This is a genomic window from Shewanella colwelliana ATCC 39565 (assembly GCF_000518705.1).
Taxonomy (GTDB): domain Bacteria; phylum Pseudomonadota; class Gammaproteobacteria; order Enterobacterales; family Shewanellaceae; genus Shewanella; species Shewanella colwelliana.
This window is the reverse complement of record NZ_KI912481.1, coordinates 61,154-83,929: the sequence shown is the minus strand read 5'-3', so window position 1 is coordinate 83,929 and position 22,776 is coordinate 61,154. Positions and strand designations below refer to the sequence as shown.

20 protein-coding genes, 1 other RNA gene and 2 pseudogenes are annotated in these 22,776 nt (G+C 45.8%); 5 read left to right on the top strand and 18 right to left on the bottom strand.

Annotation, left to right across the window (positions count from 1 at the left end):
• Positions 1–945: 945 nt before the first annotated feature.
• Both L876_RS0119570 and L876_RS0119565 read right to left on the bottom strand, forming a co-directional pair.
• Positions 946–1,167: a hypothetical protein gene (locus L876_RS0119570; protein ID WP_028765344.1), complete on the bottom strand. Its 222-nt coding sequence runs from the start codon at positions 1,165–1,167 to the stop codon at positions 946–948.
• A gap of 85 nt (positions 1,168–1,252) precedes the next feature.
• Positions 1,253–2,098, bottom strand: a complete 846-nt coding sequence (locus L876_RS0119565; protein ID WP_051413204.1) for an SAM-dependent methyltransferase — start codon at positions 2,096–2,098, stop codon at positions 1,253–1,255.
• A 628-nt stretch (positions 2,099–2,726) separates the two neighbouring features.
• Here L876_RS0119565 and L876_RS0119560 point away from each other — a divergent pair.
• Positions 2,727–3,236, top strand: coding sequence for an outer membrane protein assembly factor BamE (locus tag L876_RS0119560; protein ID WP_028765342.1), 510 nt, complete (start codon positions 2,727–2,729; stop codon positions 3,234–3,236).
• Positions 3,237–3,364: 128 nt separating this feature from the next.
• On the opposite strand, the gene L876_RS0119555 is transcribed toward L876_RS0119560, so the two are convergent.
• Positions 3,365–3,694: an RnfH family protein gene (locus tag L876_RS0119555; protein WP_028765341.1), complete on the bottom strand. Its 330-nt coding sequence runs from the start codon at positions 3,692–3,694 to the stop codon at positions 3,365–3,367.
• A gap of 25 nt (positions 3,695–3,719) precedes the next feature.
• Positions 3,720–4,154 carry an SRPBCC family protein gene (locus tag L876_RS0119550; protein WP_028765340.1) on the bottom strand — a complete coding sequence of 145 codons (435 nt, stop codon included), beginning with the start codon at positions 4,152–4,154 and terminating at the stop codon, positions 3,720–3,722.
• A gap of 206 nt (positions 4,155–4,360) precedes the next feature.
• On the opposite strand from L876_RS0119550, the gene smpB reads away from it, so the two are divergent.
• From smpB to L876_RS0119535, 4 genes are all read left to right on the top strand, one after another.
• On the top strand, positions 4,361–4,855 hold the full coding sequence (smpB, locus tag L876_RS0119545) for an SsrA-binding protein SmpB (RefSeq protein WP_028765339.1): 495 nt from the start codon (positions 4,361–4,363) through the stop codon (positions 4,853–4,855).
• 117 nt (positions 4,856–4,972) lie between these two features.
• Positions 4,973–5,328: a transfer-messenger RNA gene (gene ssrA, locus L876_RS22615) on the top strand.
• Between the two features lie 165 nt (positions 5,329–5,493).
• Positions 5,494–6,693: an integrase domain-containing protein gene (locus L876_RS0119540; protein ID WP_028765338.1), complete on the top strand. Its 1,200-nt coding sequence runs from the start codon at positions 5,494–5,496 to the stop codon at positions 6,691–6,693.
• 253 nt (positions 6,694–6,946) lie between these two features.
• Positions 6,947–8,380, top strand: a complete 1,434-nt coding sequence (locus L876_RS0119535; protein WP_028765337.1) for a competence protein CoiA family protein — start codon at positions 6,947–6,949, stop codon at positions 8,378–8,380.
• Between the two features lie 144 nt (positions 8,381–8,524).
• Here the strand turns inward: L876_RS0119535 and L876_RS0119530 are convergent, their stop codons facing one another.
• From L876_RS0119530 to L876_RS0119460, 14 genes and pseudogenes are all read right to left on the bottom strand, one after another.
• The gene (locus L876_RS0119530; RefSeq protein ID WP_028765336.1) at positions 8,525–9,622 is read right to left on the bottom strand and encodes a tyrosine-type recombinase/integrase; all 1,098 of its coding nucleotides are present in this window, start codon (positions 9,620–9,622) and stop codon (positions 8,525–8,527) included.
• Positions 9,609–10,100, bottom strand: coding sequence for a helix-turn-helix domain-containing protein (locus L876_RS0119525; RefSeq protein WP_028765335.1), 492 nt, complete (start codon positions 10,098–10,100; stop codon positions 9,609–9,611). Before L876_RS0119525 ends, L876_RS0119530 begins: the two co-directional genes overlap by 14 nt.
• On the bottom strand, positions 10,093–10,293 hold the full coding sequence (locus tag L876_RS0119520) for a helix-turn-helix transcriptional regulator (protein ID WP_028765334.1): 201 nt from the start codon (positions 10,291–10,293) through the stop codon (positions 10,093–10,095). The genes L876_RS0119525 and L876_RS0119520 overlap by 8 nt, the downstream gene beginning before the upstream one ends.
• 166 nt (positions 10,294–10,459) lie before the next feature.
• Positions 10,460–10,597 (bottom strand): annotated as a pseudogene (locus tag L876_RS22820) (IS5/IS1182 family transposase); the annotation flags it as partial.
• Positions 10,598–10,641: 44 nt separating this feature from the next.
• Positions 10,642–10,860 (bottom strand): hypothetical protein, encoded by a 219-nt coding sequence (locus L876_RS0119515; RefSeq protein WP_028765333.1) that lies wholly within the window; start codon positions 10,858–10,860, stop codon positions 10,642–10,644.
• Positions 10,861–10,881: 21 nt separating this feature from the next.
• Positions 10,882–12,918: a dynamin family protein gene (locus L876_RS0119510; RefSeq protein WP_081730751.1), complete on the bottom strand. Its 2,037-nt coding sequence runs from the start codon at positions 12,916–12,918 to the stop codon at positions 10,882–10,884.
• Positions 12,919–13,038: 120 nt separating this feature from the next.
• Positions 13,039–14,334 carry a tellurite resistance TerB family protein gene (locus L876_RS0119500; protein ID WP_028765330.1) on the bottom strand — a complete coding sequence of 432 codons (1,296 nt, stop codon included), beginning with the start codon at positions 14,332–14,334 and terminating at the stop codon, positions 13,039–13,041.
• A 51-nt stretch (positions 14,335–14,385) separates the two neighbouring features.
• Positions 14,386–15,609 (bottom strand): TerB family tellurite resistance protein, encoded by a 1,224-nt coding sequence (locus tag L876_RS0119495; protein WP_028765329.1) that lies wholly within the window; start codon positions 15,607–15,609, stop codon positions 14,386–14,388.
• Positions 15,610–15,661: 52 nt separating this feature from the next.
• The gene (locus tag L876_RS22370; RefSeq protein ID WP_028765328.1) at positions 15,662–17,320 is read right to left on the bottom strand and encodes a dynamin family protein; all 1,659 of its coding nucleotides are present in this window, start codon (positions 17,318–17,320) and stop codon (positions 15,662–15,664) included.
• Positions 17,317–18,999 (bottom strand): dynamin family protein, encoded by a 1,683-nt coding sequence (locus L876_RS0119485; protein WP_028765327.1) that lies wholly within the window; start codon positions 18,997–18,999, stop codon positions 17,317–17,319. Before L876_RS0119485 ends, L876_RS22370 begins: the two co-directional genes overlap by 4 nt.
• On the bottom strand, positions 18,996–19,901 hold the full coding sequence (locus L876_RS22170; protein WP_037429361.1) for a helix-turn-helix transcriptional regulator: 906 nt from the start codon (positions 19,899–19,901) through the stop codon (positions 18,996–18,998). The genes L876_RS0119485 and L876_RS22170 overlap by 4 nt, the downstream gene beginning before the upstream one ends.
• A gap of 140 nt (positions 19,902–20,041) precedes the next feature.
• Positions 20,042–20,591: pseudogene (locus L876_RS22610) on the bottom strand (transposase).
• Positions 20,592–20,694: 103 nt separating this feature from the next.
• Positions 20,695–21,453, bottom strand: coding sequence for a hypothetical protein (locus L876_RS0119470; RefSeq protein ID WP_028765326.1), 759 nt, complete (start codon positions 21,451–21,453; stop codon positions 20,695–20,697).
• Between the two features lie 281 nt (positions 21,454–21,734).
• On the bottom strand, positions 21,735–22,727 hold the full coding sequence (locus L876_RS0119460) for a hypothetical protein (protein WP_028765324.1): 993 nt from the start codon (positions 22,725–22,727) through the stop codon (positions 21,735–21,737).
• Between the last annotated feature and the right edge of the window lie 49 nt (positions 22,728–22,776).

Here is a 22,776-nt window from a genome sequence, read left to right as displayed (position 1 = left end):
CACTCCTACCATGGCTTTCGTTGCACGTTTTTTTACTTCGACATGACTAGGATCGTCGGGTAAAGAGATCACCCGTTGTGCATAAGTCACCGCGTTATCGTACTCAGAAAGAGATAAATATGTTTCCGCCAGTAAAGAGTTAACGTCATTAATTTCAAGTTGATACTGAAATTGCCGATATTGGTTCAGCGCCAATTGAAACTGTTTTAGCGCATCACTATATTCACCAAGTTCAAAACAGGCACTTCCAATGCCTTTATTTGCCATGGCGACAATGAGTGGAATATTGTGCTCAGCACAATAGGAGCGAGCAGCAGTTAAAGCGGATTTTGCTTCTTGATAATTCGACTGTTTTAGCTCTGACACGCCAATATACAACTGCGCATAACATTGCTCTTTCGCCGATATGCCTCGACTTAACTCAAACGCTAACGTCGCATAACGCTTTACCTCATCAAACACTTGCAGATCAAGATACAGATTAGCAAGCCTCAAATAAGAGGTCATCTTAATCGTGATATCATCAATCTCCTCGATTCGGCTTAAATTCATAGCCATCGCTTCGAGAGCGCCCTGATAGTTTCTCAGCGCCATCAACGCCGTTGCTTGATAGAGATATATAGAGTTAAGCAAACTTGCAGAATGAGTAAGCTGTTCAGCTTCCACAAGCAAACTATAGGCTTTAGCATATTCGCCTTTAAACAGTTCTTTATTGCTTTCTAAAGAGAGCAACCTCGCGTGTTGCTCTCTTGTCAGAACATTAACATTTTCTTTTAATAAATGGATTAAATCAGATGACTTAGCTGGCTCGGCAATCAAAGAGGCTTTTAGCTCATCCAAAATTGAATCATAATCAATTGCAGCAGCAAAGGCTTGGCTATGGGCCAAGCAAACAATTAAAGCCAGGATTATCGCTCTGAGATAATACATATCTTTTAAAAGTCGTTATTTGCTGTCATTGGGATTTGTAATGATCATATAAGATTTAGCATCAACTGAATCACCAGATAGCTGTTTTAACTTAGTCTTATCCCCAGTTAATACCGCTTGTATCTCTTCATCACTAAGTCCATTAGCTTTCATCACACCTTCAGGGTCTTTTTGATAAGCTTCCATTAGCGCTGCATCGGATCCTAGCTTCTCAAAAAAATCACTTAACTTAGACATATCATTCTCCATTGTTATGTTTTTACATTATCTACATTGCAAGGCGGTGATTCAGTGCTAAGCCCAACCACCAATTAAATCCTAACTACCCTAAATCCGCTTCACTGATCCCCAGTTTCGCCAAAATGGCGTGATTCACCGTCAAGGGTTGTGAAGGGGGAATAAGTAAAGTCGTAATGGCTGACAGTGACGCAAAAGGCAGCTCCCTCAATGGCAGTTTATCTATCCGCGGTGACTGTATCGGCAGATTGGGGGCTTCATAAAGGATTATTTCATGATCAAGGGGATACCACTGATTAAGCTGTTCGACTAACACCTGTAGTCGATCTGAATTGGTATGAAACTCGGTTAAGGTGTGCTCGCCTGCAATCCCTATCTGCCACAAGAGTAAATGGGTGGTGGGGTCAGGAGTATGGCAATAGAACATAAACTGACTTGCTTCAAAGCTCTGATGGCCCGAATTGCCAGGATCAATTCCCACGTCAGCCCAAAGACATGCTTCGGCAGAGATACCCGGTTCCATCTTGGCGCTATAACCCTCTTTACGGGCACGCCTAATAGCAAAATGAGAAACACAAGCAAATACGCCGGGATGACCATAAAGGGCGCAGACCACCTTTTTGTTCGCGCGCACCTCGGTCAAAATTGCTTCGACCATCTGCTCATAGGTATCGCGGCGGTTTTTAATTTCCCCAGGTTGAGCGTAATAGCACTGCAAAGAGCGCACATCACCATTAAGTTTTTCAAGCCAACTGAGTGCAAAACCATCGGGAACCAGTGAAAACACCACATCGGCATGCTCAATGTGGCTTTTGCTGATCACGCTAATCTGCCCAGCAAGGTTAAGCCCGGTGCCTACGCACACTAAACTGCCCGAATTATCCGTTTCCGTCACGCCTAAACACTTTCCATTATCGTTTTTATTATTCATCGAAACTGTCATGCTCAAAATAGCAAGTAAACGATGCTTTCAAGCAAGCGTAAACCTAGAGCAATGTTGATGATATTAGAGCATTAACTTAGCACATTTACCATGAATGCAAACAGATCAAAGCAATTTCCTAACAACTTTTTGATCCATGCTAAACCAAACCGTTACAGTGAGAAATGCAAACTTATTTCACCAAAATGAAACTTCCCTCCTTGCTTTTGGTCTGACCTTACAATTATCAATCTAAATTTGGGGCATTTAATCTTGACCAATATGAACAAATTACATCAGCTCAATCCCCTAAGCCTATTGTGATACTCAACACTTAAGCTGGACTGTCACCTTGTGATTGATGGTTAGAATAATGGAGCGCAGCGATGCGTCGGTTGCACCCAAATACAGCACAACCGGGCAGTGATTAGGCAAGATGACAATGACAACAAACCATGGGATTAAGCCTTATGGCTCGCCCCGGGTTCAGGTTAATTAAGCTGATACCCAAAAAACGTTTTCCCCTTAGAGCTAGCAGGCAACTTGAAACAAGCCAGAGAAAACAACAATAGCGCTTGTCAGCGAGGGGAATGCTTGGGTATTATGGCCGACAGATTTTTAGGACGTAGCGCATTCAATGACTATAAAAAAACATAGTATTACCCTTTTAGGCGCAGCTGCGCTTTCTCTATCACTTAGTGCCTGTAGCGTTTTCGATTGGCTCATTTATAAGCCAGACATTCCGCAGGGCAACTACATGGAAACTCAGCAAGTTGAGAAGCTTCGTGTCGAGATGACCAAAGAGCAAGTAGAGTACATCCTAGGTCGTCCGGTACTGCGCGACAGTTTTTCCGACAACACTTGGTACTATGTTTACCACTATAAAAGTGGCCGTGATGCGAGCATCATCCATAAAGAGCTTATCCTGCATTTCGATGAAGATAAGTTAAGGCGTATCGACGGTGATTATGAATTATCAGCCGAGTTTAACACCCCACTGGATCAGAGCCGTTTACCTCAACTCAGTGGTGAAATTTCAGATAAAGGCGACTTAGTGCCATTAAACCCTGAATCTCGGCCCGATGCGAAGCCGCTGATTGAAGAGAAGAAGCCGCAGTCGCTCAACGAAATTAAATCTTCTGAATAGCATCATAGCGATTTAGTTGATACAAAAAAGGTTCTTCAGCTTATGCTCAAGAACCTTTTTATTATCGAGATCTAATGACCCATACACTGAAAGTTTTTATTAACCACAGCCAGCATTAACGATCAATATTAACTGCGGCCACCGGTAACTTTATTGGCTCTGCCCTCTTCTTTAGCCTTTTCCGCTCGTTTACGACGAACATCCTTAGGATCGGCAATCAGTGGACGATAGATTTCAACCCGTTGACCGGGTAACAACACCTCATCATGTTTTACCGCGCGGCTAAATATACCTAACTTAACCTTTTCAAGGTCAATTTCTGGAAAAAATCGGCACATATCGCTTTGTTTAACGGCATCGATACAACGAGTTCCAGGGGGCACCATTACCGAAATGCGTTTCTGTTGGTTAGGTAACGCATAGATCACTTCAACGGCAAAGTTTTCTTGTTCAATCATGAATACTTGACTTCCTTACTCTTGCCTAGGACTTGTAAACAACTTTAGCACGGCTAGTAAACGCCGATACCATAGAGGACATTAACTCTTTAAATACGCGACCAAATGCCATATCGGCAACCGGGCTAGAAAATTCAAAATTAAGTTGAAAATCCACCTTACAGGCATCTTCAGTTAACTCGGTAAAAAACCATGTGCCATGCAAATGTTTAAACGGACCATTTTCTAGTGCCAGCTCAATAGACTTGCCAGGCTCAACTTGATTACGTGTGGTAAAGGTTTTGCTGATCCCCGCTTTAGACACATCGACAGAAGCCAACATGGTTTTACCATCAAACTCAAGTACCTTGCCCCCAACACATCCAGGCAAGAATTCTTTATATGACTCAACATCGTTAACCAGTTCATACATCTGCATCGCACTAAAACGGACTAACACACTGCGGGATATCTGTGGCATCTGTTTGTTTAACCTAAATAGCGTTAAAGATTACTTAAAATCTGATTGAGCGATTTTACCACGCTCCCAGCCACGGGTCACCTGTGGCTCAAGGCTGGATAAGCTGGATGAAAAAACATCAAATCGACAACTAAACGCCACAAAATCGCGAAATAATGTCGTCAGCCAATTCCAAATTAGCTAACCGCGCGTATAATAGCCCGCCTATGGCTAAGAAAAATGCAAAAAAATCAAAGAACCCACCAGCAACGATAGCGCGTAATAAACGTGCGACCTTCGATTATAAATTTGAAGAGAAATTTGAAGCTGGCTTATCCCTCATGGGATGGGAAGTGAAATCGATCCGAGTCGGTAAGGTTAACCTGTCTGAGAGCTACGTGTTCTTACGAAACGGTGAAGCTTATCTATTTGGTTGTACTATCACACCACTCAACACCGCATCGACCCATGTAGTGTGTGACCCTATGCGCGACAGAAAGCTTTTGCTTAACCGCAAAGAGCTGGACAAGCTGCAAGGCTTGGTCGACCGCCAAGGTTACTCTATTGTGCCGATCTCAATGTACTGGCGCAAAGGCGCTTGGGTAAAAATTGAGATTGGTTTGGGTAAAGGCAAGAAAGAACACGATAAGCGCGACGATACCAAAGAGCGCGAGTGGAAGATTGAAAAATCTCGTACCATGAAGAAAGCCGTTCAACAGTAATTAGCGTAAGCTTGCTGTTTAAACAGGTAAAATGGTCGGATAACGAACAATCAATTGTAACAACATGATTTATCCTTGGTGTTAGAGGATTTAGCAGGTTACAATCACATTGTACTTGGGGGCGATTCTGGATTCGACAAGATTCACGAAACCCTAGGAGCATGCCGAGGGGCGGTTGGCCTCGTAAAAAGCCGCACAGTTATAGTTGCAAACGACGATAACTACGCTCTAGCAGCTTAGGCTAGCTAGCCATCTTGCTCACGTTTCTCAAATGGGCAGAGTAATAAGATGGTCACCTTTACATTTGATAGCGAGGGAACCACGTTCAGGGGTGAACCGCGAAACAGTACTGAACTCGCCAATTGCAATCCTGTCTTTCGGAGTGTACTTGGTTAACCAAAAGAGAGACTAAGCATGTAGCGCCGAGGATGTAGGCTTTTTGGACGCGGGTTCGAGCCCCGCCGCCTCCACCAAATATAGGATTAAAGACGTCTCAGGACGTCTTTTTTTCTGCCTGCAGAACACTAAAATCAATGACTTAGCACCATTTAGCGTTTTTTAACATCCCATAGCAGCTTGAGATCTATGTAACACCTACTGTAACATCGGAGCCAAATCTCAATTTGGGTGTTACAGTCATGGCCAATACCACTAAGCAGCTCACCGCAACGCAAGTTGCTAACGCAAAGCCTAAAGACAAAGAGTACAACCTCGCTGATGGCAGAGGGTTATCACTCAGAGTCAAAACCAGTGGTTCCAAGTTCTGGCTATTCAACTACACACGCCCAATCACCAAGAAGCGCGCAAACCTAGGTTTAGGCACTTACCCTGATGTGCCGTTAGCAGAAGCCAGAAAGCGCAGAGAAGCCGCCCGAGAGCTGCTTGCCCAAGGTATCGATCCACAGCACCACCAGCAGCAACTGAAAGAAGCGGTAAAAAACGATGCTGAAAACACCCTAAGATCGGTAACCGACACCTGGTTTGAAATTAAGAAGCAAAAGGTCTCTAAAAATCATGGTCAAAAGCTGTATCGCCGCCTCGAGCTTTACCTCTTCCCAGCCCTGGCTGACACGCCAATCAGTACCTTAACTGCCCCACAGGTCATCCAGGTGCTCAAGCCTGCCGAAGCTAAGGGCAATGTAGAAACCTGCAAGCGTGTCATCAGCTGGCTAAACGAAGTGATGACCTTTGCAGTCAATACTGGGTTAATACATTCAAATCCACTGATAGGCATAGCAGCTGCATTTGGTGTCCCAGAGAAGCGTCAAATGCCGACACTGAAACCTGCCGAACTTCCTGAGTTTATGGAAGCGTTGTCTTACGCCAGCATCAAGCTGACTACTCGTTGTTTGATTGAACTGCAACTGCACACCATGACTCGGCCAGCGGAAGCCGCTATGGCTAAGTGGACTGAGATAGATTTCGAACAGCAGATATGGGTGATACCTGCTGAGCGGATGAAGATGAAGCGCGAACATATCATCCCGCTAACACCACAAGTCATAGCGCTACTACAGCGTATGCAGCCGATCAGCGCCCACCTGAAGTACATATTCCCTGCCGATAGGAACCCAAACAACCACACCAATACTGAAACGGCCAATATGGCTATCGGGCGTATGGGTTACCAGGGCCGCTTAGTGGCTCATGGCCTGCGAGCATTAGCCAGCACCACGCTAAACGAACAAGGCTTTGATGCAGAGCTCATCGAGGTGTCCCTGGCTCACGTAGATAAGAACACAGTTCGAGCGGCTTACAACCGCGCCGACTACATTGAGCGGCGTAGAGAGCTTATGTGTTGGTGGAGTGGGCATATCTACCAGCCAGGAAAAGGCTAGAGTGACCAAGAATAATGGGCTGCACATTTAAAGCCCTTCCTTAGCTCATTTCTGGACAGAAGCGCTTTAGAGCATTAGGTCTAGGCAACCTAACATTAATTAGTAACAAAAGTTTTTCGAAATCCTTAATTCGCTGCGACCCTTTCACCTGCTTATTCACATCATTCATCTAACTGATTTATCTATTTTTATTTCCTAGACTGTTGTAGCATTGCCTGGTGAATAATCACGCATCTAGCCGGTAGGTTAATGAATGGCAATAAAGACAGCATGGGCACTTAAAGACAACAAGTTGATTAACATTAATCAGCTCGATAGAGATACAGAGCGTGGCTCAAAGTGTGGCTGTTTATGTATTTCATGCAATTCACAACTCGTAGCTCGAATGGGTGATCATAAGGCTTATCACTTTGCACACGGCTCAGACTACAACTGTTCTCTTGAGAGCATCCAGCACCAGCTTGCAAAAGCAATTATTGCCACCTGCATTTCTGAATCAATTACCACTTCATCAAACAATCCTATTAATACGAATCTGAATCACAGCGTAGTGCTTAAAACTGTCGATCTTGAAAAAGCACTAGCTGACGGTGAACTGATAGCAGATTGCTTTGTTAACCGAGAGCACGAGTCATTTGCTATTGAGATTTTTTACACGAACAAGAAAAGCTCTGCTCATATAGAGCGATACCATGATCTTGGGATTTCTGCTCTGGAAATAGATGTTTCAGAGATGGGACTGCAACTTAACCGTGACGAACTCAAACGATTTGTACTAGATGATGCGCCAAGAAAGTGGCTCAGAAAGACTCTGCTAGAACAAGAAATAGAGTATAGCACCGCTGACGGATTGGACTGGATAACAGCTGATGATACCGTATGCGCACTAAAAGAACTCCACGAAAATGACAGGCTGTACGACTTCGTTGGAGCTATTGGCACATGTGGACAGTCTAGTTTTAGGCGCAGAGAGAGGATAAATGTTCAATCTGTAGAAGGTGTAATAGAGTTAAATGAGCACTATGTGTTAGCTCGTGGCTTTGTGAATAGAAGCGTATCAGTAGCCATCATGTTTCCGCTTGGTGATTACGAACCACAGAGCCTTACGTCCCCCACTCTCGTGGTGGATCTCGATATCTGGGGGAGTCATCATCGTGCTAATTGGCACGGTATTGAGAAGTGGAAAAAGAAACTCCAGTATCAAGCGGACTTAGAAGCGGAGAAAAAAGAACAAAGGCGGCTTAAACGTCTTACTGCTAAAGATAACGAACTCAAGATAGAGCACATCTGCAAGATGTATAAGCAGTCATCTTCATTGACTGATTTTTATAGAGCTCTTGCTGAGCAAACTGGCTTGGAATTATCAGATCTGCCATTCATGAGTAGTGAAAAAATCATGACCAACTGGAATTGTCCAAGAGCTGTATGGCGAGCAATTGTACTACTTGTTTTCGTTCGACAGGGAAAGGAGCTGGAGTGCGACATGATTGGCTATGATATGTTCATGAATGATGCCTTTGGCTGTGATTATCGTTATGCCGAGAACAGAAGCAAAGAAGTGTACTTCTGGCTTGATAAACACTTCGAAACACTTGGTGCCAAGAAAAAGCGGCTCGTTTATCAGTTCCACAAGTCGAAGCTACCGAAGAACTTCGACGCTATGATGGTGGATTTGATTACTAGCTAGCCTGCCAACTTTCGACCAGATGTTACCTACTTTCAAGCTCATTGTAGTGGTACGGTTAATTTGGTCACCTAATCAAAGGTGTTGCCATTCGGATAACTTAAACCAATGTTTTTTGATACCAGCCTTTCCGGTAGGTTTAATGAATTAGTTCGCCATCATCTTCTGAAACTCCATGAACTGCTTAAATTGGTCTTCCATATCTGGCGAGGTCTTTTCTGCAGGCTTTGATAACTTACGCAACAACTCGGCTTGTTTGTAGTCAGGCACATCACCGTAGCTATAAAAGCTGGTCAACACACTTTCGTGCCCTAAGTTTTGGCTCCATGCTTTAAACTCTTCTGGCGTACGACACAGGTTCTCACCAAGCCTGACCAGCGTGTTTCGAAAACTGTGTGGGTTATAGTAAGGCAGCCCCACTGATTCAAAGGCTGTTCTAAAGATCTTACGAATCGGGGTTGCATTACTCCAACTCTCCTTAAGCAAGCCAACAGCTGTGAATTGTTGATTGTAGTTGTGCGCCAGCTTAGTCTTGGGAAACAAGGGATCATTTGGTTTATACCCGAGCTCTCCAGTCAAACGCTCAATCCACTCTGCCAAAATTTTTGATGGCAGCTCTCCCACGGGAAAAAAGTAAGTGATAAAGGTTTTACTGAACTTGGTCTTAACCTCCCTAGCATCTTGATAGAAGCTTTGCTCAACAAGATCAACATGCTTGATCTTAACCGAAGCAACCGCCCCGTCTCTTGCGCCAGTTATGAGAACAAATGCGAGTAACGCTCTATCACGCATTTCTAATACTGTTTCACAAGGCATCGCTTGCAAGGTCTGCATAATTTGCTCTACCGTTGCCACATTTCTTGTACGCTTGGCATTGGCAATACGGGTATCTTTTTCAGAGAGGTTGAAATACTCAATATCGCTATAGTTAATTTTTGCTCGATAGCCTTTTTGCGTTACCAGGAATTGAAAAAAACCTTTCAAGTGTCGCATGGTAGTCAGCACCGTTGCCTTGCTCAGTTTATCGCCTGTCACCACTGATTTACAAGAAAGAAGGTGCTTCTTAAAAGCGATTGCATGCTTAGCCCTAAACTTCTTAAAGTCTAGGTAATTTGTAGCCTCATCAAACCGATTAATTGATTTCATTACGCCATCAATCGTTGAGTCATCCAGCTGTTTTGCTTCCTTCAAATACTTTGCGTATTCGTACAGGATTCGGGCGTTTTTTGTACTATTTGTTTTCATCATTAAATACCTTAGTTAAAGGATAATTTAAGAGCGTTTGATCTCTCAGGATTAAGTGCTTTTCAGCTATCGGTAATTTCCCCCCGAGTTCAAGCCAAATCTGGTTTACATCGCGCCAAGAAACATATTTATTTGACCACTTACCACACTCACCACACCGACCTTTCATTTGCGCCATGCCCGAAGGCTTTGCTATAAATTCAACCGAATTGATGCTCGGCACTTTAGGTTGCTTGCATTTGAAACAGTACATTTCATCAAGCTCACATCGATGCAGATATGTCTTACGCTTCTGTTTTAAATACAGCTTCAAGTCAGCACCTTGAATTAGCAAAGGGCGGGTTTCATCGATAACTGGCAAGCCAGCACGAATCCAATTACGCACAGTTTTCGGATGAACATCCAAAGTTTCACTAACATCCATGACTGTATAGCTGCGATGAATTTTGATTCGATTAGGGTTATTACGACTACTCATTGTTAGTCCCCTTAGCTGCAGCGATCCGCTCATCTAGCCATTGCTCGATATCTGACTCGAGCCAACCCACAGCTCGGTCACCTAATGAAATGCTTGCGGGGAATTTCCCCTGAGCGATGCGCAAATAGATACTGCTACGCGATAAACCAACCTTTCCTTTAACTGCAGGTAGGCGCAGAACTTTCTTGGACATAAAAAAACCTCTTGGCTGTTTATTGGATAGCCAAGAGGTTACAGATAGGTGGAGGTTAGAAAGCGCAATTGCGGAAAGCAGATACTCAATTGCGTTTCTGAATTGCTATGAGTCAGCTAAGTCGTATCAACTTGGGCCTTGTTGATCAGATCAATCACAGGGCAAGCCTATCCCAGGCTGCTTCTGATAGTGACCGTTGGTGATAATCATTGTCTTTCTTCCACTGATTCAATTCATCTTTCTTAAGCGCGGCAACGGCTTCATTTCTTGGATGCTATCCTTCCCAGTAAGCCGCATTTTTCCTGGCCAATATTTGTCCACTAATTAGCTACAAACCTTTTGCCTATATTAAAGTATTTGAAGCTGCTTAAGATCGGCGTCAACTTGCATCAGCACATCATTATACCGGTCCAGTCTTAGCTCTTTTTGCTGTAAATCCTGGGATAACTGCTCGACACTGTCGGCCAGGTCTCGCGTCAAGCTAGGGACAAATTCAGCCTCCTCCTGTGACAGCTTGGCCAGCATGTTACGAATACAGATCTTCAGTTCTGCGGCAATATCCTGCAACAGCAGCGCAACGACTCGCGACTACTCATTACGCAGCTGAGCGATTTGATCTCCTTCCACCTGGCTGCTGGTAAATTGCTGGCGAATGGTATCGATATGCCGCGCCAGATCCAGATTAATCGCCGGGATAGTTATTCGCGCCACCGCATTGTCCAGAGGTAACAATACCATCTCAGGGTCAAAATCATCGTCGCTGAAGTCGAACATGTCTTTGACCGCCGACTTGATGTCGTTTCTGAACAGCCCCAGATTAATGGCCTGCTCACTAGCCGCAAACAATTTACGACTGGTTGCCATCACAAAGTCCTCCAACCTGGCGACCGCCTCCTGCACATCGGCATAGGTATAGTTCACGGTACGATAATGCGTGGTATATTCGGTGCGACTGCTCCCCCAGGAAGATGGGTTATACCATTTAGAGGTACTGACCTGATGCGAAGTCTCATAGCTCTCCTGTCGCGAGCCCGTTTGAGACTGTACCTGTTTGGCACCAAGGGAGGCCTGTTCGATTTCATTGCTCGCCTTGAGCAGTGCTTTCTCTGCCTGGATCCGGTATTTTTCAAATACGGTTTTAACCTTGAACTCACCGGCCTCGATGCGCTTAATGAGCGCGTTCTGCTTCTGAGTCAATGCCTCCAGATCGCCGTCACACAGGAGTTTTTGCTTATGACTCACATCCTCGCGCATGCTGGAAAGCTTTTGCAACACTTCACGTGAAGAGCCCCTGAGCAGATTACCGAAGCGCTCCGCCATAATCTGGGTTTTCTTGTCCCGAACGCTATCCAGCTTATGCTCAATTTTACCAAAGTTGCCCAATTGCCTTAGAATTTCCGGTGTCACACTAAAACCCGGGTACATCTCATTTAATTTGTCCAATGACAACTGTTCTTCATCCGACAACACCAGATTGTCATTTGCCAACTTGCGGGCAAGATCCAGACAGCGGGCAGAGATGAATATCGGCGGCAAGGCATTTTGCAGTGTCTGCATCAGATGGCTCTGGCTGCTGACATCGGCGCAGTCCGCCTGCGATTGCTGACTCAACTCCCGGGCACACACACTGGCCACACTGTCCTGAGCATGGCGATTGAGCTTGCTGGTCAGCCCGGACAATGCAGCGCCAATATTCGGATAGCTGTGATACTCATCGTCCAGGGCATTGTCAAATACAGAGCCTACCAGGACAATTTCTTCTATGCCCTTGTTGGGAATATTCTGTGCCAGCAGACCCATATCGTGCACGTCCAAAAACTGGCTGCAATTGCTTAAAAAGAAGATCACATCGCACTGGCCGATAAATTCCTGGGTCTTGCGGCCGCGGGAAATAATGGGATCGTTCACCCCAGGAGTATCCACCACCTCGATATCCTGTAAGCCCGGAATATTCAGTCGCAGCTCAGTACTCTTGACTATCGGGGTAAACTGGCCATTGGCGCCCACAAATTGATTCAGTTGATCAACCAAGTCACGGTTGCTGTTCACCCCATGAATACTATGTGACTGTCCCAGGTAATCATCTACATCGACGCCATTGCTGGCGATCATGTTCACCAGTTCCTGACTGGCACTCTCCTCATCACTGGGGGCCACGGCCAGTGGGCGCATCGCAAAGCCCCTCCCACCAGCCCTGGCCTGATTAAATGCATTCAGTTCACGCTCATAGTTGGCCTGTTTTTCACTGGCAGTTGCGGCGGTACTCTGCACCTGTTCCCACTCGGCCTGGCTGTAAAACTCAACAGTGGCGGCCGGTTGTTCTTGAAAGCTAATCCTTGTCAGGGCTGCCGTCATTGGGGTGGCAGCCTTGGGCAAGACATCCTTGCCATCAAACAGCAAGGAGTTCAAGAATGATGACTTTCCCCGCTTGATTTGACCGATAATCCCGATCCTCAGAGTCCGGTTATCATCCAGACAATGGGCGGCATCCTGCCTGAATACTGCGGCCAGAGACTGCAACTCATCGAGCTGCGTGGCATTGACCGCATCATCATAAGCCAGGTACTTCTCGCTGAGACGATTAAATACGCTGCTCTTGTCGTTTACCTGTTTATTGATATCCACAAATCACTTCCTGTTATCATTTCAGCTTTCAAGGCCGGCCCAACGGACAGGCCAGGCGCTCTGGTCAAACAAGACCAGCGGGAAAAGCCAACACTCATCCCAGGTCTGGCTTGTATGGGATTAAAAAATGAGACTGCAAAAGTCGTTGAGTAGCTCGACCGGCAACTCTTCTTGCGTGTATGGCGTATCCACTTGTTGCAGACAATAGAGGCTGTCGCTTAATTGGTCGTAACCTATGCCCAAGCGGGATAACTGGCAATAGACCGCATCCTGATGTGTTTTTTTAAGTGCTTGACCCACGATGCGAACCTGGCGCCGCGCCAACAGACTCTGCAGGTAGGGCAGCATGATGCCTTGTTGCAGTAAAGCCGAGTAACTGACTGGCGATTTAGCATTGAGCCCCCCCAGCAACTGGTATCGATCAGTTTCCTCTATGGCAATCAACACATTCTCGGCTAGAGTCTCGGGCGAATCACACAAGATGGATGCGATAGCATGTCCTAGCTCCCCTTCCCCCTTTAGCTCCCAGGCCAGGATGCTCATAGCCATCGGGGCCGAAAATACCTTGGCCTCGTGTCTATGACTCATAGCTTGGGCTAACCTAAATGCACCAAACGTGATATTAGAGTCAGAAAGCCAATACTCAAAGACCGGCTCTCCCTTTTTAATCAACTGGGCGCACGTCGCTTTATCAAACTCACCGCTTCCGACACGAGACAACTGATGACCTACCAACGCTTGTTTTGCCGACAGGCTATATATTGGCTGTTTCTTTAGCGCAGTCCACCGTACAGCCGTCAGATTCACATCCAGTAATGCCTCTACTCGCTCGCGTAATTTTGGCTTTCCCGTGTCTGCCAGCGACTGTAACAGCTCATCCATCTCCACCCCATGGTAATCCAGCAAGTGCCTGAAGTGATCCGGATTGAGCAGGTGCGAAGCCAAATACACCGCGCTCTCATCCCAGTTGCGCTGCCTGATATACCCGAAAAGGCTCTTTATATCGTTTTGGGTACCCGGAAGGATTTCCAGCTTTTCCGCCATGGCGTGGATCAAAGCTAGCTCAGACGCTTGCATCTCACCGTCCCTGTAACTCAGCATCAGCGCATCAAACAAGAACAGTTGCGCCAAAGGCTGGCGACGATAACAGCCCACAAAGGCCTGAATAGTATCCTTGTCGGGGTCGACCGCAAAGCTGCACAGCGAGTCCAGCAGGCTGTCATCCAGTTGGAATGATTTCAGCAGGATGCGCAGGTACTCCAGCTCCTCGGTATGGCGCTCTCCATCGGCGTTCATCACCATGGCCAGCCCCTGAAGATAGAGGATTTGCGCCTCCAGATTTTCATCGGCAACCGGGTGCCCCGCAAAGGCCTCGGCCTCCTGGGTCGCCGCCGTAAACAGGTTCAGCATATCCATTGTTACTCCTTATTTTGACTACCGGCCTTGGCTCATACCACGGCCTAACGGCTAGATTAAATAACTCGCAACACCATTGTTAAACATGTCTTCAAGGTATTCGCACATTTCAATTTTTGTAAGATGCCCTGCGATGTAACCGGTATTGTGATTTTTTTCATACCAGAGATCAATTTGCTCAACTGAAGAAAATCCTGCATCGGGATTGCAATAAAGCGACTCAATATTCCATATTTGATAATTCTCCTGTGTTGCCTTATACAAGCAAGCATCGATTTGCACATAAGGGAAGTCCTCTGTCAATGGCGAGGATAACTGCAGCGTGCCGGCTTCTAACTCGACGCCTTTGCTGAATTGCAGCCTGCCCTTGTATAGCACCCTGGCGGCTTCACTCGCCGTGAGCGCATCGATCTTCAACAGCAGCAGTTTCACCAGGGCCTGGCTATGGACCACCAGTTCTGGCTCGCCGGAGATCACACAGGCTTCAGGATCCCAGTGCAGCTTGAGGGGGGACAACGCAATATCGCCGATTTCGGTCAGATTAGACTCAAACACCATATTGTTTATGCTGGCGTTACCACGGTCCAGCTCGGCCTGCAGCAGGGGCACCACGATCTCGTGATCCAGCACCGGCTTACTGTTTTCACCTTCCACTGGCTCTGGCATTCTGGCAGTCAGCGCCTGCAGGATGCGCTTGGCCCTAAGCTCGGCAGTTTCTGTGAGTAGTTGCTCAATATCCACCTCATGATAATCGAGCAAGTGCTTGAAGTGCTCAGGGTTTAGCAGGTGCGAGTCGAAATACAGGGCGCTCTCCTGCCAGTTGCGGTTCTTGATATGGCAGAAGAGATCGAAGATATCCTGGCGCGTCCCGTTGAGGATTTCCAGTTGCTCGGCAATCTTGTTAACCACCGCCGTCTCTTTGTCTGCCACTTCTTCATCCCTGCGAGTCATCATCAGGGCGTCGAATAAAAACAGCTGCGCGATAGGCTTGCGCCTGAAGGCGCGAAAGAAGGCCTGCACAGTATCTTTGTCAGGGGCGATGGCAAAAGCGATCACATCATCGAGCGACGACTCATCCAGTCCCATAGACTTGATAAGAATGCGGATATACTCAGATTCACGGCTGTCAATATCGCCGTCGGCGTTCATCACTAGGGCCAGGCCGTTGAGGTACAGAACTTTCTCCTCCATGCTCAGCGCACCCGCCGGGTGCTGCTCGAAGGCATTGGCCTCTGTGGTGGCATCACAGATGATATCCAGAATATCGAAATCCATTTTACTTCCTTTTCTGTTGCTGATATTGAAAACATAGACTGCTGGAGCGGCGTCAAACCTGAGGCTGAGCCAGTTCCAGCCTGACCACGGCTTTCTTGTTATCCAGGATTTGAACCCGGGCCGGCTGCTGCGGGACAATGAGTTCCCCCAATGGCCCCGCGCCCAATGCCTGGGTGAGTTTGTTTTTGGTGATTAAAATCTCAAAATCCAGACCTATATCAATAAATGCGCCTACGGCGCTGACTCGGCTAATTTTGCCGGCAACGTCGGTAAGATCGGCAAATTTGGCTAACTGAGTTTGATCGCCCTTGAGCAGCGCTTCGAATCGGTATTCCACCAACACTTGATCGGACTTTTGCTGCATGCGTGCTATCGCCACTGGCGAGGGCTGCCGACAGATTTTGAGTGATAAGGCCTGACAAATCTGCTCGATTAATTCTGCCAGCACCTGGTTTATCTGTATTGCTTCCTGCTTATATTGGCTGCATGCAGACACTTGCTGAGTGTTTTTTTGACGCAGATCTTGCAGGTGCACTTTCTTGGTATCATCCAGTTGCTCTTCATACACAAGCTCTTTGATGGTCTTGCTGGTCAGATTGAGGGTATGCAGGCGCGAATCGAAACCATTGACATAAGGCTTAAAGAGTTCATTGAGTTGCCATAAGACCGCCGTACCCGCCTTGCCCTGGCTGACTCTTTCGAGGAAATCAGTTAACACCTGACGGGTGGGTGAATATTCCTTGTGCTGCTGCGCCGAATAGCCAATCACCTGGTGATAGGCTATCTCGGCCTGATCCAAATCTTGCCGGGCTGCGGCAATAATGGCCTCTATCTGGGCGGGCGGCTTTTTATCTGCCTTGCTGATGACCACCAGCACAGGTTGGCTAAGTTCGAGGGATTGCAGAAATTCGATATCATGTCTTGGGATCGTGCCATTTTGCTGATCCACCAGCCAGATCAGATAATCTGCCCGGCCCAGATGTGCCCGGGCGATATTTTCGTCGGTATTTCTGGCGGCATCATGAATATCATCGGCCTTGCTATAGCCGGGTGTATCCAAAAACACCAGTTCAGGATAACGAAACTCACAGCGCTCGACCGAAATCAGCTGCAGCAGATGACTGAAGGTCACCCCAAATTTCTGGCTAAAGCTATGACAAATGGCCTTGAGTCCATCCTGGTCAATGCGGGTTTTCTTGTGATAAAAATTCAACGCATGAATCGCATCCTCCGCCCCACGGGTAATATAGGTGGGTATCGAAGTGGTGGGCGTGGTGTCAGTAGGCAGCAAGGAGTCACACCCAAGTACCGAATTCAAAAATCTCGATTTACCAGCACTGAAAGAGCCCCCAACGGCAATGGTGTGGTACGACTCCAGATGTGGGAAGCTGACAATTTCAGCCAGCTTTTTGGCCAGTCCCAGTAACTGCTCATAGGTATCGACCGCCAGCATGTTGTCGGCCTGTTTGCTGTGGGGTAAAAAACGCTCACTAATGACCCGACTGAATTGCCCCAACAGCTGTTCTGTCTGTGTATGGGTATCGCCGCTGGCGATCAACTCGGCACACAAGCCAAGCCCATCCTCTGGTCGGCTCAGATAACGATTCTCGCCCAAGGCAGAGCCAGTCTGGCCATGTATGCCGGCGGGTTCTTGTGGTGTCGCTTGCTGGTGTCCATTCATCAAGGCTTCAAAATCCAAGGCCTGTGTCATCGATTTTCCTCCAGCGCCACTGGTATCAATAACTGCCTCAGTTGCTGTACTTGCTGCAGGCCATCGGCATAATCAGCCTGAAGTCGATCAAATTTAGCTTTATCTTCATTGAGTTGCTGTTGCAGGCTGTGCAATTTTTGCTGATGGGCATGTTTGTTCTGCTCGAAAGAGTCCATAACCTGGTCTTTGAGTTGCGCTGCGGCTTTCTCAAGTTGGGCCTTGATATGCTCGATGGCATGATTAATCGCCTGCGGGATCACCTCACTTTGGATTTTCTGTTGTAGCATCGCCTGCTGATCTTGTTGCTGCGCGGGTTTGGCACCGAAGATCTGCGCTAACAGATTGCTGATAATCAGCCCCACCGGCCCTAGGCGGCTTAAAATAAGTGGCCCCAGCGTCGCAATAATGATGGGGATGAGATCATCCAACTCATCTTTTTGTTCCGCGGCCAGTGACACCGAGATCTGCAAGCCCTGGTAGTCGGTGCAGCTGATTGAATCGAGCTGTTTTTCGAGCTTTCCTACTTCTGCCTGTATCAGGCTTTTTATGCCGGACTGTAATACTGGCCTAAGGATCTCGGCAATTTCACTACTCAATTGATTGGCCTTGGCGGCACCAAGCAGTCGATCGGTGGCGGTATTGAGCACCATACTCACCTGGCTGATCAGCTGCTCTTTACCCAGGCTGCACAGGTTGTACTCGAGTTGTGTCAAACTGTGATTCAATTCTTCCCTTGCCTGTGAATACGCCTGCTCCGCAACGCCTATCTGCTGACGTAACTGAGCTTCGTTGGATTGGCTATACCTTTGCATTGACTGGAGCTCATGTACCAATTTGTCCAGACTGGCATCCAGTTGAGTGGTAAAGCGCTTGCTTAGCAGCTCATCAAAACGCAAGCCAATATCGGCCAATCCACCGTCAAAGTCATCCAGTGTGAATCTTTTCTTATCAACGGCTTCGATATGGCCAATCGATATTCTGCTGCCAGTCGTGCGGGCAAGTGTTTCAACCAAGCTTGCCTTGCTCTCATTTAATGCCGCAGCGGTTTGCCGCCCAGACTTTGACAACAGACAAAGCACATCCTTGCCGTGATCCAGTTTTATCTCGGCAATACTGTCGATGATTGAACCATCAAAAGACACACCTGCAGGAAACAGACACACGAACAAATCACCGCGAGCCAGGTAATTGGCTATGGCCTTATGATGAGCCTGACTCTTGGAGTCAAAACCAGGCATGTCAACCAGAACCACATTTGGATGGCATTTAAGCGCGTCATTGTTTAAGAACAATTGCACATAGAATAAATTGTCTCTCCCCTGGAGTGTGCCCAGCGCGTCAGCCGGTAATTCGGCAACTGGCGTATCGTCCAGATAATGAACCAAGAGTTTTTCGGTTTCACTGTAATGAAGCTCTGTGGCAAAAGCCGTTTCCGGGGTGATGTCATGCTTTAAAACGGAGTTGCGCATATGCGTATTGAGTAGAGTACTTTTGCCGCCAGAAAATTTGCCGACTACAGGCACCATTACCTTAAAGTCAGCTAGCTTAGCGGATAAATATTCCATTTCCCTAGCGGTGGAATCGCTGATATTTAACGCTGCATTCAGACTTTCGGCCTTTCCGATTAAATCGATAAAAAATGACTGGGAATGGAAATCGAACCTGTGCGGCACTGTCATCTTGACTCTCCGGTTTGCTGTGGTTGTTTTGCCAAATAGGCATGAATATCATGGATAATTTGCTGGCGGATGCCATTGGGGCTAATAACTTCTATGTTTGGCATCCAACGCTTGATAAGCGGGACAATCTGCATGCCATCGACAACCTTGGATGACAACAAGAGATCACCATGTTCCAACTCTTTGATTAAGACTTGCTCAGGCAACAATTGACGCCGTTTAAAATAGTGGGCAACGTCACTGTCGACTCTGAGGACGACTTCAAACTTGTTCTTACCGAAATATATTCCTTCTTCCTCATCAATAATTTGAATAATTTCAGGGTCAGATATGAAGGTTTCGGCTAAAGGCACCAACAGGGTTATTTTTGTTAATGCAAATGATTTCAGTTGGCCATGATCTACTGCGGCCAGATACCAGACCCCTCTTTGGCTGATGAGCTTATAAGGGGAGATGCGGCAATACTGTTTATCTTTATAGTAAAAATTGATTAACAGGCTTTTGGAAATGACGCGTTCAACCTGTTTTAACAAGGGCTCAAGACGAGTATTGGCTTCATATTGTTCGGCTTTAACTAGGTAAGGACTGTTAAATGCCTGACTGAGAACCGAAGTGATAAAGCTTGAATCCATTTTTGGAAACAAGTTACTGACCCCGACTAAACTGGCGAAATTACGAATATCCTGCTTTGACAAACGCCCCAAAAAAACCGGCTCCAGACTGAAGACACCATTGATTTTTTTAAGAGGTAAAAAGGAAAGCCTTTCATTGATATCACGCTGGATTGTTCGCTTATCGACGCCAAACTCAGTGACAAGATCATCAAGTGAAAATTGTTCACCTAGATTGAGCTTACTGATGATGCTGACGATACGCTCAGCCAGTTTTACGTTAAGTTCCATGTAACTCGTTATCCGTTTGCTTGATCCTTACAGCGGACATTAACATAGCAAAATGACAGGTGGTGTCATTAAAATTGTTTTATTTTTATGAGTAGAATCAAAGATGTTACGCAATTGCTGCAATAAAAAATAATCAGTACCTAATGGTACGGTGAGTTTGCCATCAGGGCTGTAGAAGGCATTCCTAGTCCTATGACGTTGTTCATCACCTTTATACCCGCCAGTACCTCGCCAACTTGCCCGTTGTAATCCCTGAGGCTCAACTTCGCGCTGATGAGCTGCTTGTAGCGATACATGGCAGTATCTGACAGTGACAGTTGGTGGTAATCATTGTCTTTCTTCCACGGCTGGGATTGCGGTAGTTAATATGAACCGTCTTGGCGCTTAGAAATACAGCTATAGCCGGGTGAAGTTATGGGCAAATCCATCAGGCCAAAGATCCAACTAAAAAAGCCCTCCAATGCACGTAATGGCTGATTGAATAGGACTTTTAGCATTAGCACTGTTTCAATAGCCTTTCTGCTAATGGAGAGGGCTGTACTGGTAAGCACATCCTCGGCCACCATGGTGCTCAGTACAACACCAGTGACTGATGGCCTGATCATCGATCCAAAAAATCAGCGGGCCTCTGTTAACTAGGGCTTAGTTGTATTGGGGCCAGTTGGTTTTGCGATGCTTTGATTTCCCCATTTTGTGCTTTCCTGTGATGTGTTCACAAGATCAGATCGCAGCGGCGGACAAAGGTTCCCTATTTAGGCAACAACGCCATCTTAGGACAGAGAATTATATTTATTTAGGCCGGATTAATCCAAAAGGTACTTCCAGCAAGTTCAAATATCTCAAGCTCATCAGAAAATTTAATTTCCTTAGAGATACATTTCTCAGCATCAAGATATACAGCATCACACTTGCCTCTTAAAATGCAATCAACTGCGACCTGATAAAAGGCTTTTTGGCGTTCGTTAAAAAACTCCGTTAACAAAACTGTTTTAAAAACTAAGCCTTTGTTTTCATGAAGAGAAGCAGCCACTATAACATATTCTTTAAAAACAAAATGAGAGTCGCAAGCATACCATTTCGATGGTCTATTCCTATTTACAATCCAGGTTATCAAAGGATAAATCTTAGGGCCGATTTCAGTAAATCCATGCAAACCTAACCGCTGAACCATTCTAATTAAAAAGTGCTCATGAAAATAAAATTTGCTTTTATAGCTTAAATGCCCAACACCTCCCTTGATAAGCCTTCTGGTATCCCACCCATCAATAAATAAACGACTAACAGGACCAATGCCATCCATTTCAATTAATTCATATTCTACCGCAGCCATTTCCTCATAAAAATGCCAGCTATTCTTGCGCATAGTCCGCCGATTGTAGAGCAGAAAACCTTGATGCAGCCTGGAGATATCATTTATAAATCTAGTAATGTTTTTCTTAGAAAAAGGGGTGTAAAGACCTCTTTTCTTATTTAGTTTTAGCTGCTCAAAGTTAGCCTTGACTTGCCTAAAAGCACCTTTGACTTCAGCCTTAGCAATAGATTCATGCTTCATAAATTATTCCATTAAATTAGTATACGTCAGCTATTATTTATTCTTAAAAATCGAGACAAGAAATTAAGAACAAATTCGGCAACTATGACTTATCAACACGAACAGAATACTCATATTTTCCGAGCTTCTCGAAAATCACTTGTTCACCAGGCATTGCATGATTTATTTCTAAAAAATGTCGTATTTCACCACGACAACGAAAGATCTTTTTATCCCCTGCAATATCAGTTTTTACCCAGCCTATACCATGCAAATTGAGAGAGATTTGCCTTGGTGCCACCTCAGCTTTTTTTTGAGCCGCCAATTATTTCATTCGGCAACAAATGTAAGATGGAAGATAACGGTATATAACTGTTTTTTAAGGCTCCAGTTGATAACGTAACCGGAAAGACGATTGAACGCCCTTGAGCTTCTTCATTTGGGCAATATGACTGGCATTCAGGTTTATGCACTTCTCTTCTACTAGCCTTTAACATCGGTTCCTTAATCTCGTCTTTAACATGAGAATCAAAACTGATTGCTGGAGCGCCGTGAGCCATAGTGGCGGTAGTCATATTAAGTGCTTCTAGAGCCCAATCACGTTTATGCGCCTGTTTACCAACAGCCATATCGAGCCAATCGTTAAAATGATGCCCGGTAGTGCCTGCAGGATGAATGACATGTACCCAAGTACGTTCCTGGTCAGCATAAGCTACGGGGTTGATTCTTTTCAGACCAGGGTAAAGATTGCGAAATTGCTCGTAACAAGCATCTACATAGCCATCATCGTTACTTAATAAAACAACAACTTTGGTTTTCTTAGGAATAGCTCCTAAAAATTTACGTGTACATTTGTCGATGGCTGACTGAGAATTTGAATCTCTGGCGCTTCTAGCTATGATATTACCGGACTTCAGATATTTCCCCGAGTGTTCGTCCTTTACAGACAGTGAACAACGAACTAAGGAGGCAAAATGAAAACGACTATTATCTTCACCATGAATTAAAGTATCTACAACTTCACCAGAGTTGAGTAGATTCAGGCGATCTAACACTTTTGAAAGCCTGTGACGGAAACCAGAATACGGGATGGAATTAAAATCAGAACTTTGCAACTTCGAGTTTTGGTTGGTTCCTTTTGAGAAGCCAAGAACCAGTACTTCTGGATTCTGACCACCCCAACTGCACGGGTTGTTATCAATTAACCAGTTATCTTGTTGAAGTGATGTTTTGCCCCATTCAGCTCCAGAGGGAAAACAATCTTGGCAGTTAATTTTTCCATGTGTTGGTAACATATCTATATCCTATCCTTTTGATTTATTACTCAGTTTTAAAGCACCTAAT

Coding starts and splice junctions, on each gene's coding strand:
- L876_RS0119570 (WP_028765344.1), bottom strand. CDS start 1,167: ATGTCTAAGTTAAGTGATTTTTTTGAGAAGCTAGGATCCGATGCAGCG.
- L876_RS0119565 (WP_051413204.1), bottom strand. CDS start 2,098: ATGAATAATAAAAACGATAATGGAAAGTGTTTAGGCGTGACGGAAACG.
- L876_RS0119560 (WP_028765342.1), top strand. CDS start 2,727: ATGACTATAAAAAAACATAGTATTACCCTTTTAGGCGCAGCTGCGCTT.
- L876_RS0119555 (WP_028765341.1), bottom strand. CDS start 3,694: ATGATTGAACAAGAAAACTTTGCCGTTGAAGTGATCTATGCGTTACCT.
- L876_RS0119550 (WP_028765340.1), bottom strand. CDS start 4,154: ATGCCACAGATATCCCGCAGTGTGTTAGTCCGTTTTAGTGCGATGCAG.
- smpB (WP_028765339.1), top strand. CDS start 4,361: ATGGCTAAGAAAAATGCAAAAAAATCAAAGAACCCACCAGCAACGATA.
- L876_RS0119540 (WP_028765338.1), top strand. CDS start 5,494: ATGGCCAATACCACTAAGCAGCTCACCGCAACGCAAGTTGCTAACGCA.
- L876_RS0119535 (WP_028765337.1), top strand. CDS start 6,947: ATGGCAATAAAGACAGCATGGGCACTTAAAGACAACAAGTTGATTAAC.
- L876_RS0119530 (WP_028765336.1), bottom strand. CDS start 9,622: ATGAAAACAAATAGTACAAAAAACGCCCGAATCCTGTACGAATACGCA.
- L876_RS0119525 (WP_028765335.1), bottom strand. CDS start 10,100: ATGAGTAGTCGTAATAACCCTAATCGAATCAAAATTCATCGCAGCTAT.
- L876_RS0119520 (WP_028765334.1), bottom strand. CDS start 10,293: ATGTCCAAGAAAGTTCTGCGCCTACCTGCAGTTAAAGGAAAGGTTGGT.
- L876_RS0119500 (WP_028765330.1), bottom strand. CDS start 14,334: ATGGATATGCTGAACCTGTTTACGGCGGCGACCCAGGAGGCCGAGGCC.
- L876_RS0119495 (WP_028765329.1), bottom strand. CDS start 15,609: ATGGATTTCGATATTCTGGATATCATCTGTGATGCCACCACAGAGGCC.
- L876_RS22370 (WP_028765328.1), bottom strand. CDS start 17,320: ATGACACAGGCCTTGGATTTTGAAGCCTTGATGAATGGACACCAGCAA.
- L876_RS0119485 (WP_028765327.1), bottom strand. CDS start 18,999: ATGACAGTGCCGCACAGGTTCGATTTCCATTCCCAGTCATTTTTTATC.
- L876_RS22170 (WP_037429361.1), bottom strand. CDS start 19,901: ATGGAACTTAACGTAAAACTGGCTGAGCGTATCGTCAGCATCATCAGT.
- L876_RS0119470 (WP_028765326.1), bottom strand. CDS start 21,453: ATGAAGCATGAATCTATTGCTAAGGCTGAAGTCAAAGGTGCTTTTAGG.
- L876_RS0119460 (WP_028765324.1), bottom strand. CDS start 22,727: ATGTTACCAACACATGGAAAAATTAACTGCCAAGATTGTTTTCCCTCT.